We start from the raw sequence: 12,996 nt of genomic DNA, 5'->3' as shown, positions 1-12,996 counted from the left end.
GATCAGGGTAGGCCAGCCCACCGACAACCCAGACGCGCCCGGGCTCCGGTGGGCGCTCGCAGGGCGCGCAGGGGGGGTGGCTTCCCGTGGCCGCCCCGGTCCCGCTCGAGCCAACCTTCGGCGGCGCGTTCAGCCGAGCGGCGGCACGTCCTGCCAGCGGGGGCCGACACCGATGACGCGGATCGCACGGGGGTCGTCGTGGTCCTCGGCGAGCACGTCGTCCTCGGCGTCCTGCACCGCCGAGGCGATCTCGCCCGTCGAGGGCTCCGGCGGGCCGACGTCCACGGTGTCCTCCACGGCCTCGTGCAGGGCGTCGGCACCGGTGCGGCGGACGAGTTCGACGACGAGCAGGGAGTCGGAGAGCTGTTCGGCCATGCCGCTCCCCCACTCCACGACGGTGACGGAGTCGGCGACGGTCGCATCGAGGTCGATGTCCTCCAGCTCGGCGGCATCGCCGAGGCGGTAGGCGTCGACGTGGACGAGCGCCGGGCCGCCGACCGTGGAGGGGTGGACCCGGGAGAGCACGAACGTCGGCGAGGTGATCGGCCCCCGGACGCCGAGCCCGTCGGCGAGGCCCTGCGTGAGGGTCGTCTTGCCGGCCCCGAGCTCGCCGACGAGCACGACGACGTCCCCGGCCTGCAGGACACCGCCGAGGAACCGCCCGACGTCGCGGGTGGACTCGGCGGTGGGCAGGTCGGTCGCGAGGAGCTCCCGGCTCCTCACCGTCGGTGTGTCGGAGGGGGGACCGGGGGGCGAACCGGCCGGCGACGAGGCGGCGCCGGGCACGTCAGGCGGTAGCGTCACGGCGCTCCCTGCGTCGGGCCCGGCGGGCGGCCCGACGGGCGGCGACGTCGCTGACCTCCTGGCGCACCCGTCGCGGCGCAGGCCCGGAGTGGACGCGGCCGGCGCGGACGAGCAGGTCGAGCAGGTGCTCGTTCACGACGTCGGGGTGTTCGAGCATGATGAGGTGCCCCGCGTCGAGGACGAGGATGTGCTCGGCGCCCGGGATGAACCGCACGATCGACTCACTGTGTTCGGGGGGCGTGAGGCGGTCGGCGGTGCCGCTGATGACGAGCGTCTCGACCCCGTCGAACGCCCGCAGGGCATCGCGCTTGTCGTGCTCGTCGAACACGGGGAAGAACGCGGCGATGACCTCCATGCGGGTCCCGAAGATCATGTCGGTCGCGAGTTGCGCGACCGAGAGCGGCACCGGCGAGCCGAAGCTCAGGTGGTTGACGACGAAGTCGACGAGGTCGCGTGTCTGGCGCAGGCCCGTGTCGACGAGCTTCTGCCGCGGCGCGAGCAGCGACGACGTCAGGGGGGTGAGGCGTCGGATGAGCTTTCCGCCGAGGGGGCCGAACCCGTAGGACACACCGGAGAGGTCACCGGGGCTCGTGGCGACGAACGCGGCGCCCACGACACGGGAGCGCACGAACTCCTCGTACTCCAGGGCGAGCGCCATCATCGACATGCCGCCCATCGAGTGCCCGACGAGGACGATCGGGCCGGTGGGCACGACCGCCTCGATGACCCGGTAGAGGTCCTGGCCGAGCTGGTCGATCGAGATGGACTCCTTCTCCCCCATGCCGGACCTGCCGTGGCCGCGTTGGTCCCAGAGCACGACCCGGTACCCGGCCGCGCGCAGCGCCCGCCGCTGGAACACCCAGGAGGTGAGGTTGAGGCAGTAGCCGTGCGAGAGGAGGACGGTCGGCCGCCCCGCCCCGCTGCCCTCGCGGGGTTCGTCGATCTCGACGTGGAGCTCGACCCCGTCGGTGGCCCGGACGGTCAGCTCGGTGTCGGGGGTCTCCTTGAAACGGCGTTCGCCGAGGTTCGCATCGAGCGCGACGGCGGTGCGCCGGTCGCGGCTCAGGCGGTCGGCGGCCAGCCCGGCGGCGGCGGTGATCCCCGCGGCGGCCATCCCCAGCCCCACGCCGACGGCCGACCGGGAGACCCAGTCGCCTCCGTCCCATGCGTTGTTGCCCAGCTCGGGCACGCCCCGTGGCGGCATCGCAGACCTCCTCCTGCGGGCCGAGACCTCCGGTCCGCGTATCGTTCGCCCTCCGCATCGGTCGCTCGTGGACGTTACCGGAGAGTTATTCTCTCAGCTTCTCTCACGAAGCGGCACGGCGCAGCAGGGCGGCGATCGTGCGGGGCAGGACGTGCGCCACATCGAGGGCGCGCACCGGTCCGCCCGGGTTGGCCTCGTGCCCGGCCAACCCGTGCACCGTCGCGGCGACGCTGCCCGCGTCGTACGGGTCCAGACCCGCCGCGAGCAGCGTCCCGGTGAGCCCGGCGAGCACGTCCCCCGATCCCGCGGTCGACAGCCATGCGGGCGCGTCGGCGACGACCCGCACCGGCAGGCCGCTGACCTGCGGCGGGACGACGTAGGTCGTCGACCCCTTGAGGAGCACGGTCGCATGGACGGCGTTCGCGGCGCGGCGGGCGTGCCCGACGGGGTCGGCCTGCACCTCCTCGCGGGTGACCTCGTCGCCCTCGATCCGCGAAAGGAGCCGCGCGAGCTCGCCCGCGTGCGGCGTGAGCAGGGTGCGGGCGCCGGCCCGGGGCCGCGGCCCGTCGAGCAGCTCCAGCGCCCCGGCGTCGACGACGCACGGTTCGCCGGAGTCGAGCGCCTCCCGGGCCGTCGTCACCTGGCGGACGTCGCCGTCGGGGGCCTCATCGCCCGGCTCGGGGTCGAGACCGGGGCCCACCGTCCACGCCTGGACGCGGCCCACGCCGTGCACGGCCTCGGGCACGGCGGCCCGCACGAGCGAGGACGGGGTCGGCGGGCCGAGGTAGCGCACCATCCCGGCCCCGGCACACACCGCCGCGGTGACGGCGAGAAGGGCCGCGCCCGTGTAGTTCTCGCCACCGGCGACGACGCCGAGCACGCCGCGGGAGTACTTGTCGTCGTCCGGCCCGGGCAACGGCCACAGGTCGGCGACGTCGTCGTGGTCGAGGCGCACGGCGACGGGGGTCGTCACCATCTCCAGACCGATGTCGACGAGGGTGAGCAGCCCACACCGTGCGGCGGTGCCGAGGAGGTGGACCGGCTTGGCACACCCGAACGTCACGGTCTCGTCCGCCCACACGCCCTCGGAGTCCAGGACGAGGCCGGCGGGGTCGGCGCCGCTCGGCAGGTCGACCGCGACGACGTAGGCGTCGTCGTCGGTGCAGTCGATCAGCGTGCGGCACCGGTCCGCGGTCGAGCCGCTCCACCCGAGCGTCCCGCCGATGCCCGTGATGCCGTCGACGAGCACGTCGGCCTGGGCGACGAGGTCGCAGGCGACGTCCAGGGCCTCACTCGGGTCCTCCCCGTCGCGCCCCGCGCAGTCGACGACGTCCACTCCCGCCGCCCGGGCGGCGTCGAGGCCGGCCTCGTGAGCACCTCGATCGGAGACGAGCACCGCCGCCACCCCGGCGAGCAACTCCCGGCGGGCGTCCGTGCGGGCGAGGCGTGCGAGCGCGAACAGGGTGTCGCCGCCGTTGCCACCGGAGCCGACGAACCCGACGACCCGCGCCCCCGGGATGTCCTCGACGCGCACCGCGAGGACCTTGGCCAGGCCCTTCGCGGCCCGCTGCATCAACTCGCCGTCGGGCAGGTTCGCCATCGCCGCCTCCTCGGCGGCCCTGACGTCCTCGACGCTCCACGCTGCGATCACGGATGCTCCTCGTCGGTCGATGCGGCGCACGCGCCGCCCGTTCGGGTCGGGACGTCCCCCGGAGGACGTCTGGGTGCCTCGATGTCATCGGGTCGTCGTGCGGCTCCCGGCTCAGGGCGCCTCGTGCGAGGTCGTCGCGCCCGGCCCGCCCTGCGCGAGGACGACCGCCGTCGCGATGCCCCCGTCATGGGAGATCGACACGAGGAACTCGGCCGCGCCGCGACGGGCCGCGCACGCTGCGACACTACCGCGCACGAGCAGGCGAGGGGCCCCATGCTCCCCGCGCTGCACCTCGGCGTCGGTCCACCTGAGGTCCCCCGGAGCGCCGAGGGCCTTGGCGAGGGCCTCCTTGACCGCGAACCGCCCGGCGAGCGACTCGACGGAGAGGTCCCGCTCCGCCTCGGTGAACAGGCGCTCCCGCAACGACGGCGTCCGTTCCAACGTGCGGGCGAACCTCGCGACGTCGACGACGTCGATCCCCAGGCCGACGATCACGACCGCACCTCGGTCCTCGTCCGCACCTGCCGCTGCGAACGCACCGGCGACCACACCCGCGCCCCGGTGGACACACCCGACCGCGCCCCCGGCCCCTGGGTCGACGACGACGTCGGGAACACCGCCGCGCCCCCACACCCCACCACCCGCCGGGTCGCACGGGCGGTCGCGATCTCGGTCACTCCACCGTGACGGACTTGGCGAGGTTGCGGGGCTGGTCGACGTCGAGGCCCTTGGCGGCGGCGAGCTCGGCCGCGAAGACCTGCAACGGGACGATCGTGAGCAGCGGCGCGAGCAACGTGCTCGTGGCGGGCACGCTGATGACCTCGTCCGCGAACGGGAGCACCGCCTCGTCGCCCTCCTCCGTGATGACGAGGGTGCGCGCGCCGCGGGCGCGGATCTCCTGGATGTTGGAGACGACCTTGTCGTGCAGGTGGTAGGGCGTGGACGGCGACGGCACGACGATGAACACCGGCTGGCCGGGTTCGATGAGCGCGATCGGGCCGTGCTTGAGCTCGCCGGCGGCGAACCCCTCGGCGTGGATGTAGGCGATCTCCTTGAGCTTGAGCGCGCCCTCGAGCGCGATCGGGTACCCGACGTGGCGCCCGAGGAACAGCACCGAGCGGGTGTCGGCCATGAACCGGGCGATCTCGCGCACGCGGTCCATCTGCTGCAGGAGGGTCTCGACCTTGGCCGGGACCTCGTGCAGTTCGCGCATGACCTCCTGGGCCTCCTGCGCGTGCGGGCCGCCCCTCAGCTGCGCGAGGTAGAGGCCGAGGACGTAGCAGGCGGTGATCTGCGCGGTGAACGCCTTGGTGGAGGCGACGGCGATCTCGGGACCGGCGTGGGTGTAGAGCGCCGCGTCGGACTCGCGGGGGATCGTCGCGCCGTGGGTGTTGCAGATCGAGATCGTGAGGGCGCCGAGCTCGCGGGCGTGCTTGACGGCCATGAGCGTGTCCATCGTCTCGCCGGACTGGCTGATCGAGACCACGAGGGTCTTCTCGTCGACGACCGGGTCGCAGTACCGGAACTCGTGGGCGAGTTCGACGGCGCACGGGATGCGGGTCCAGTGCTCGATGCCGTACTTGGCGGTGAGGCCGGAGTAGAACGCCGTGCCGCAGGCGACGATGACGATCTTGTCGACCGCCGCGAGGCGCTCGGCGTCGATGCGCATCTCGTCGAGGACGAGGGCGCCGGTGGAGTCGGTGCGGCCGAGCAACGTGTCGCTGATCGCCGCGGGCTGCTCGAGGATCTCCTTGACCATGAAGGAGCTGTGGCCGCCCTTCTCGGCCTGCGCGGCGTCCCACGTGACCTCGAAACGCTTGCCCTGTGCGGGGGTGCCGTCGAAGCCGATGACCTCGACGGCGTCCTTGGTGATCGTGACGATCTGGTCCTGGTCGACCTCCATCGCCTGCTTGGTGTGGCCGATGAACGCGGCGACGTCGGAGCCGAGGAAGTTCTCGCCCTCGCCCAGGCCGATGACGAGGGGGGAGTTGCGCCGCGCGGCGACGACCGTGCCCGGCAGGTCGGCGTGGACCGCGAGGAGGGTGAACGCGCCCTCGAGCCGGTTGACGACGATGCGCATCGCCTCGGTGAGGTCTCCGACCTCGGCGTAGGCGCGCGCGAGGAGCTGCGCGGCGACCTCGGTGTCGGTCTCCGAGCGGAACGTGACGCCCTCGGCGAGCAGCTCCTGCTTGAGGACGTGGAAGTTCTCGACGATGCCGTTGTGGATGAGGGCGACCTTGTCGTCCGCGCCGCCGAGATGGGGGTGGGCGTTCTCGTCGGTCGGGCCGCCGTGGGTGGCCCACCGCGTGTGACCGATGCCGGTGGTCGAGAACGGCTCCGGGTGTTCGGCGATCTCGGCTCTCAGGTTGGCGAGCTTTCCGGCCTTCTTGCGCCAGGCGATCTCACCGTCCGCGACGAGCGCGACCCCCGCCGAGTCATACCCCCGGTACTCCAGGCGAGCGAGCCCCTCCACGATGACGTCGAGAGCACGCTCGCTGCACTCCGGACCCACGTATCCCACGATTCCGCACATGAGATCCAGGCTACTCGACCTGGCCGACCACCCCTTCGACGTGGGAATTCATCGATTCGGGTGACACTCGTCCCGACCCGCCCCGCCCTCGCCCCGAACCCCGCACGGCCGTGGGGAACAATGGCGCGGTGTCCTCATCGTCGCGCGTACACACCACGCCGTACGTCCACCTCGATCGCGAGGACTGGGCGCGGCTGCGCAAGGCCCACCCCCTCAGCCTCGACGACGACGACCTCACCCGCCTCCGCGGCGTCGGTGAGCGTCTCGACCTCGCCGAGATCGAAGAGGTCTACCTGCCGATGTCGCGGCTCCTCAGTTACTACGTCGAGGGCGCCTCACACCTGCACCGCCTCACCTCGGGCTTCCTCGGGGAGCGCCCCGACCGCACGCCGTTCGTCATCGGCATCGCCGGCTCGGTCGCGGTGGGCAAGTCGACGACGGCACGTATCCTGCGCGAACTCCTCGCCCGGTGGCCGCACACCCCCCGCGTCGAACTCGTGACGACCGACGGGTTCCTCTACTCCAACGCCGAACTCGAACGCCGCGGGATCCTCCACCGCAAGGGGTTTCCGGAGTCCTACGACCAACGCGCCCTGCTCCGCTTCGTCGCCGACGTCAAGGGCGGCGCCGACGAGGTCCGCGCCCCCGTCTACAGCCACCTCACCTACGACATCCTGCCGGGCGAGGAGACGGTCGTGCACCGCCCCGACGTGCTCATCGTCGAGGGGCTCAACGTCCTCCAACCTCCGCGGGTGCGCGCCGACGGCCGGCTCAGCCTCGCCCTCAGTGACTTCTTCGACTTCTCCGTCTACGTCGACGCCCCGCTTCCCCTCATCCGCACCTGGTACGTCGAACGGTTCCTCCGCCTCCGGCAGACGGCGTTCACCGACCCCGACTCCTACTTCCACCGCTACGCGTCCCTCTCGGACGAGCAGGCCCGCGAGACCGCCATGACCATCTGGCGCACGATCAACGAGCCCAACCTCCGCGCGAACGTCGAGACCACCCTCGGCCGCGCCACCCTCGTCCTCACCAAGGGCCCCGACCACGCCGTCCACCACGTGCGATTGCGCAAGCTGTGAGGGAGCGACGTCCATCCGGGGCGACGGCTCACGAGGCGGTGGCGTGCGGACTCACGCCGGGACCGTCCACGGGCGGGCGACGTGGTGAGGGCCACGCGGCCCATCCCAGACACGACGACGCGGCCCGGCGGGATGATCCCGCCGGGCCGCGTCGTCGTGGGTGTCCTCGTCGTCCTGAGCCGTCATCGGTCCGAGCTCACGCCCGAACAGGCTCGCGGCACTGATCTGCTCAGTACCAGTTCACGCGCTGGGAGTGGGACCACGCGGCACAAGGGCTGCCGTAGACGTCGGCGATGTAGTCGAGACCCCAGCGGATCTGCGTCGCGGGGTTGGTGCGCCAGTCGGCGCCGGCGGAGGCCATCTTGCGGCCCGGCAGGGCCTGGGGGATGCCATAGGCACTCGAGGTGGGGTTGTCCGCCGTCGGCACCCAGTTCGACTCCTTGTTCCACAGCTTGTCGAGGCAGGCGAACTGCCGACCACCCCAGCCGCGCGCCGAGGCGAGGGAGCGGCCGATCTCGCGCGGGGAGCCCGACGTGCGCGCGTGACCGCGCGAGGCGCGGGCGTTCGTGCTGCGGGCGTCGGCGCTCTTCTCGGCCTTCGCCTTCGCCGCCCGCTTGGCCTTGGCGGCCTTCGCGGCCTTGACCTTCGCGGCCTTGGCCTTGTCCGCCTTCGCCTTCTCGGCCTTGGCCTTCGCCGCCTTGGCGGCCTTGACCTCGGCGGCGTGCTTGGCCTTGGCGTCGGCGACGACCTCCGGGGCGGCGGCGAACGCCGAGAGGGACACACCGGCGAGCACGGGTGCGGAGGCGCTCGAGGTGAACGACACGAGGTGCGGCTCACCGGCCCTCACGAGGGCGACACCCGAGGCGGCGCTCGACACGTGGTCCTGCGGCGAGGTCGCGGACGAGGGGATGGCGACGCCAGCGGTCATGGTCGCAGCGGCGATGAGCGCGGCGACAGGGGTCGCGGCGCGGCGAGAAAGAGGGGGCACGATTCAGTCCGTTCCGATGCCAGCAGGACACCGCTTCTTGACGATTTCGTGACCTAACGATGGCATAACGCTGACCCTCGGCCAAATCGATCACCACGATCCGCGCGCGGCGTGGCGAGTCGTCTTGACACTCATCGACATCACCGATACCTCGCGACCGTCCGTCGGCGGGTCTCGAGGGGTGCCGTGCGGGGCCGGCCACGACCGAGTCCCCGATGTCCGCCCTTCGGGAGAGGCATCCCGTGGCCCTGCGTCAGACCCCGGAGCCCTCGAGGAGTTCGGTGACGAGGGCGGCGATGGGGCTGCGCTCGCTGCGCGTGAGCGTCACATGGGCGAACAGCGGGTTGCCCTTGAGCACCTCGATGACGGCGGCGACCCCGTCGTATCGCCCGACGCGGAGGTTGTCGCGCTGGGCGACGTCATGGGTGAGGACGACGCGGGAGTTCTGACCGATACGCGAGAGCACGGTGAGGAGCACATTGCGCTCGAGCGACTGCGCCTCGTCGACGATGACGAACGCGTCGTGCAACGAGCGACCACGAATGTGGGTGAGCGGCAGGACCTCGAGGATGCCGCGGTCGACGATCTCCTCGACGACCTCGTTCGCCACCAGCGCGCCCAGGGTGTCGAACACCGCCTGCCCCCAGGGCCCCATCTTCTCGGCCTCCGTGCCGGGAAGATAGCCGAGGTCCTGACCGCCGACGGCGTACAGGGGACGGAAGATGACGACCTTGCGGTGCTGGCGTCGTTCGAGGACGGTCTCGAGCCCGGCGCACATCGCGAGGGCGCTCTTGCCGGTGCCCGCACGCCCACCCAGGCTGACGATGCCGATGTCGGGATCGAGGAGCAGGTCGAGGGCGATGCGCTGTTCGGCGCTGCGGCCGCGGACGCCGAACGCCTCGCGATCCCCGCGCACGAGACGGATCCCCCCGTCGACGCCGACCCGTCCGAGCCCCGATCCACGCGGCGAGTGGAGCACGAGACCCGTGTGACACGGCAGGGCGGCCGCCCCCTCGTGCGTGGTGCGGCCGCTGTCGAAGAGCTCGTCCATCTGCTCCGTGCTCACGTCGAGCTCGGCGAGCCCGGTCCACCCCTGGTCGAACGGCCCCACCTCGGGGCGGGACTCCTCGGCGTGCAACCCCATCGCGCTCGCCTTGATGCGCATCGGGAGGTCCTTGCTCACGACGGTGACGTCGCGGCCCTCGTCGGCGAGGTTCTTGGCCACCGACAGGATGCGGGTGTCGTTGTCGCCCAGGCGGAACACCGGCGGCAGCGCCCCGTGGTCGACGTGGTTGAGCTCGACGTGGACGGTGCCACCGTCGTTGCCGATGGGGACGGGGACGTCGAGGCGGCCGTGGCGGACGCGCACGTCGTCGAGCGAGCGCAGGACCTGCCGCGCGAAGTGGCCGAGTTCGGGGTGGTGCCGCTTGGCCTCGAGTTCCGTGATGACGATGACCGGCAGGACGATGTCGTGTCCGCCGTAACGATGCAGCGCCCCCGGGTCGGAGAGGAGCACGGAGGTGTCGAGCACGTACGTCCGGCGTGTATCGCTCACGAGTGCCACTCCCGGGGTCGGGGCGGCCGGCTGCCGCCTGCTTCCACCGACGGTACGACCGGGGCGCCGTGAGCGCCTCCGCCACGCCGCGCCGGTCGATCAGAGTTCACCGCGGCGGGGGCGTGTCCGTCGGGAGTTCACCGAGGCGTCACGGCGTGCGTCACCGCAGCGGTGTCGCGGCGACTCCGCACGGTCGCGTCGAGGCGGCCGCACAGGGCGTGAGGGTGCGGGGATGGGCGACGGGAGGGATCTCAGATCCGGACGAGGAACCGCGAGACGACCCCGACGCGCGCCCGTGCGGCGTCGGCGCCATCGTCCGCCTGGTCCGACTCGTGCTCGTCGGGCGCCCCGGAGTCGGCGTCACCGGCGATGACCGGCGGCATCGGCGTGCCCAGCTCACCGCGGCGACGCAGGAGGTTGACGGCCCCCCACGCGACCGCGGCGATGCCGAGCATCCCGGCGCCGTTGACGACCGAGAGGTCGAGCATCGAGTACGCGATGAGCCACCCGACGACGACGCACATCACCTGCACGACGCGTCGGTGCGTGGACGTCGCGCCGAGGAGGATGAGCCCCCAGAGCACGTACCAGGGGTACACGGTGGGGCCGCCGAAGGTGAACACGAGCAGCGCCCAGGCGGCGGCCGCGACGGGGCGGCGGGGCGCGAGCACCCACGTGATCCAGGCGAGGCCGACGAGGACGCCGACGAGCCCGACGGTCTGGGAGATCTGGATGGCACCGTCGGCGTAGCCCGCGGGCACGCCGACCTGGGCGAGCAGTGCCGCGATCCCCGCACCGAGCATCGAGAACGGGGCGAGCAGCGACAGGATCGACCCCGGGACGCCGAGGTTGGCGATCCAGCCCCAGCCCATGCCGGTGAGCACGGTCAGCCCGGTGAACGCCGCGAAGGCGACGAGCCCGACCTTGGCGGCCTGACGCACGTAGGACCACTGATCGACGCGGGAGAGGAGCGGCGCCTCGCCTCGCAGACCTCTGGCGTGGCGGTAGGCCAGCCCGGCGACGCCGACGAGCGCGAGCACGGCGGTCTGCTTGAACCCGGCGCCGGCCGCCACGGCGATCGAACCGGCGACCCAGCGGCCGTCCGAGGCGAGCAGCAGACCGACGACGACGAGGGCGATCATCACGGCGTCGTTGTGCATGCCGCCGACGAGGTGCATGAGCACGAGCGGGTTGAGGACGCCGAGCCACACGGCCTGGTCGCGCGAGACACCCATGCGCTCGGCGAGCCGGGGCAGGGCGTAGGCGATCACGCCGACCGCGAGGAGCGCGGGAACGCGCATCGCGATCGCGGACAGGAGCGCATCACCACCGGTGAGGTCGACGACCAGGCGCTGGACCTGCAACGCGAGCGGACCGTAGGGGGCCGGCGTGTAGAGCCAGATGGGGTCGACCTGGTCGGCGAACGGGCCGGGCACGGCGATCGGGCCGGTGCGGTAGGGATCCATGCCCCGACTGACGACGAGGCCCTGCGCCGCGTAGCTGTAGGCGTCGCGGCTGAACAACGGAGGGACGCAGGCGATCGGCAGGCTCCACCAGGCCCAGGCGGCGACGGGCGCCGTCGGACGACCGGGCGTGGGGCGCAGCCGGAGCCACACGTCGAAGAGCCGGAGCAACCCGACGAGGAGGATGGCCGTGGCCGCGAACCGCGCCGGCTCGCTGAGCAGGTGAGCGAAGAACGGCTGCTGGTAGAGCGGGGCGTCCTCGGCGACGAACGCCGGGGAGAACGCCCCCAGCGCGATGAGGACCATCGCGACGAAGCCCTGACGCACGAGCGGCGCGGCCCAGGCCTCGGCGAGGTCGACGCGCGCGCGCCGGACGGCCTCGGCGACGAGGGCTCGGGTGGAGCGGGTCGAGGCGGGTGGGTGGGTCGACGAGGTCGGCGCGGTCGACGAGGAGCTCGCCAGCACTCCTGCGTCGTGCCCGTCGTGCGCGGTCGTCATCGGTTCCCCTTGCCCGTCGACGTGGTTTCGTGTGCTCGCCGGCCGGCAGTCACCCTGCGTGACCGGCGACGAGTCTGGGCGCGCCCGTCCTCCAGGACGATTGTCCCGGAAAATGCCAAGAGCCGGGCGGCCCGACACGCCGCGGCACACCCCTTCGAGCTTGTCAGGCTCGTCTGAGCGTCTGCTGGGAGCGGGCGCGGACCGGCGGTGATCCCAGGGCGACATGCCCCGTCATCCGGCAACGCCCCCGGACGAAGGGCCATTCCCCCGGCCGGCGCAGGCCTGCGACCCGCGACCCGCGACCATGCGCCCTCCGACGTGGCGGGTACCGGTCCGGGGGGTCGGCTCCGTCGGCGATCTCAGGAGCCGAACCGGCGCTCGCGGTCGGCGAAGGCGCGCAGCGCACGAAGGAAGTCGACGCGGCGGAAGTCGGGCCAGTAGGCCTCGCAGAAGTAGAACTCACTGTGAGTGCTCTGCCAGAGGAGGAACCCGCCGATGCGCTGCTCCCCGGACGTGCGGATGACGAGGTCGGGATCGGGCTGCCCGCGGGTGTAGAGGTGGTCGGCGATGGTCTCGGTGTCGATGGTGTCGATGACGTCCTGGAGCGTGCGGCCCTGCGCCGCGGCCTCCTGGAGCAGGGCGCGGACGGCGTCGGCGATCTCCTGACGCCCGCCGTAGGAGACCGCGACGTTGACGACCATGCCCTCGACGTCGGCCGTGGCCTCGGCGGCGGCCCGCAGCTCGGCGCGCGTGGACTCGGGGAGCAGGTCCAGGGCCCCCACGGGGTTGACCCGCCAACGACGTATCTCCGCGACCTCGCGGACGACGTCGGCGATGATCTGCAGCAACGGCGCGAGCTCCTCGGGAGCGCGCTTGAGGTTGTCGGTCGAGAGCATCCACAGGGTGACGATCTCGATGCCGACCTCCTCGCTCCACTCGAGGAACGGGATGATGTTGTCGGCCCCGGCGCGATGACCGTCGGCCATCGCCGCGCCCTTCTCCCTCGCCCAGCGACGGTTGCCGTCGAGCATCACCGCGACGTGCCGCGGAAGGCGCTCCGGGGGGAGCTGGGCGACGAGTTTGCGCTCGTACGCCCCGTAGAGCAGGTCACTCACGTCCACAACGCGGCTCCAGTCAGGCAGGGGGACACCGCCACAACGGTAACGCTCCTGGATGCGTGCGGTCTGGGTCGCGACCGTGCTCGACCCGAACGGGGCG

Annotated in this window: 10 protein-coding genes; 1 reads left to right on the top strand and 9 read right to left on the bottom strand. The window is 72.3% G+C overall.

Annotation, left to right across the window (positions count from 1 at the left end; translation table 11 throughout):
- Positions 1-129: 129 nt before the first annotated feature.
- From tsaE to glmS, 5 genes are all read right to left on the bottom strand, one after another.
- A complete protein-coding gene (tsaE, locus tag RT054_RS09495) occupies positions 130-723 on the bottom strand; it encodes a tRNA (adenosine(37)-N6)-threonylcarbamoyltransferase complex ATPase subunit type 1 TsaE (RefSeq protein WP_313023295.1) in 594 nt (197 codons plus the stop codon).
- Between the two features lie 64 nt (positions 724-787).
- Positions 788-2,008, bottom strand: coding sequence for an alpha/beta hydrolase (locus tag RT054_RS09490; RefSeq protein ID WP_313023294.1), 1,221 nt, complete (start codon positions 2,006-2,008; stop codon positions 788-790).
- Positions 2,009-2,111: 103 nt separating this feature from the next.
- Entirely contained in the window at positions 2,112-3,659 is a 1,548-nt protein-coding gene (locus tag RT054_RS09485; protein ID WP_313023292.1) for an NAD(P)H-hydrate dehydratase, read from the bottom strand.
- A 111-nt stretch (positions 3,660-3,770) separates the two neighbouring features.
- Positions 3,771-4,154, bottom strand: a complete 384-nt coding sequence (locus tag RT054_RS09480; RefSeq protein ID WP_313023291.1) for a holo-ACP synthase — start codon at positions 4,152-4,154, stop codon at positions 3,771-3,773.
- A 178-nt stretch (positions 4,155-4,332) separates the two neighbouring features.
- On the bottom strand, positions 4,333-6,192 hold the full coding sequence (gene glmS / locus RT054_RS09475; RefSeq protein WP_313023289.1) for a glutamine--fructose-6-phosphate transaminase (isomerizing): 1,860 nt from the start codon (positions 6,190-6,192) through the stop codon (positions 4,333-4,335).
- Between the two features lie 128 nt (positions 6,193-6,320).
- On the opposite strand from glmS, the gene coaA reads away from it, so the two are divergent.
- Entirely contained in the window at positions 6,321-7,274 is a 954-nt protein-coding gene (coaA, locus tag RT054_RS09470; RefSeq protein WP_313023288.1) for a type I pantothenate kinase, read from the top strand.
- A 229-nt stretch (positions 7,275-7,503) separates the two neighbouring features.
- Here the strand turns inward: coaA and RT054_RS09465 are convergent, their stop codons facing one another.
- The 4 genes from RT054_RS09465 to RT054_RS09450 form a co-directional block, all read right to left on the bottom strand.
- Positions 7,504-8,202, bottom strand: a complete 699-nt coding sequence (locus RT054_RS09465) for a hypothetical protein (RefSeq protein WP_313023287.1) — start codon at positions 8,200-8,202, stop codon at positions 7,504-7,506.
- Between the two features lie 313 nt (positions 8,203-8,515).
- Positions 8,516-9,817, bottom strand: a complete 1,302-nt coding sequence (locus tag RT054_RS09460; protein WP_313023286.1) for a PhoH family protein — start codon at positions 9,815-9,817, stop codon at positions 8,516-8,518.
- 251 nt (positions 9,818-10,068) lie between these two features.
- Positions 10,069-11,778, bottom strand: a complete 1,710-nt coding sequence (mptB, locus tag RT054_RS09455; protein ID WP_313023285.1) for a polyprenol phosphomannose-dependent alpha 1,6 mannosyltransferase MptB — start codon at positions 11,776-11,778, stop codon at positions 10,069-10,071.
- Positions 11,779-12,137: 359 nt separating this feature from the next.
- Positions 12,138-12,899: an isoprenyl transferase gene (locus tag RT054_RS09450; protein WP_313023284.1), complete on the bottom strand. Its 762-nt coding sequence runs from the start codon at positions 12,897-12,899 to the stop codon at positions 12,138-12,140.
- Positions 12,900-12,996 lie beyond the last annotated feature (97 nt).

The organism is Mobilicoccus sp. (assembly GCF_032060985.1).
GTDB lineage: Bacteria > Actinomycetota > Actinomycetes > Actinomycetales > Dermatophilaceae > Mobilicoccus.
This window is presented reverse-complemented; position numbering and strand designations above follow the sequence as displayed.